The following is a 241-nucleotide window of genomic DNA, read 5'->3' on the forward strand; positions in this document are numbered from 1 at the left end:
TGGTGAAGACGAGACATGGGGAGGTTCCGCTTCCTCATTTGCCCCACCAATCACTCTAAAAAGGGTAAGAGTGCAACCGAATGAAAAGTTATATAACACTTCAACAGGTGATAGCGTAACTTTTCAAGCAATACTTTTCCATGATTCAGTCAACTCTTCTCCTGCTAATCATGTATTTAAAGAAAAATCTAAGATCGTGTGGGGTGGAAAAGAAATGTTTATTAAAGAAGTTGAACCACTT

Annotated in this window: 1 protein-coding gene; it reads left to right on the top strand. The window is 38.6% G+C overall.

The window, feature by feature from the left end:
• On the top strand, positions 1–241 hold a 241-nt coding region (locus KVT27_RS25930), incomplete at both ends, for a putative minor capsid protein (protein WP_217582309.1).

The sequence above is a fragment of the Lysinibacillus sp. GbtcB16 genome (genome assembly GCF_019091145.1).
GTDB classification, from domain to species: Bacteria; Bacillota; Bacilli; order Bacillales_A; family Planococcaceae; genus Lysinibacillus; species Lysinibacillus fusiformis.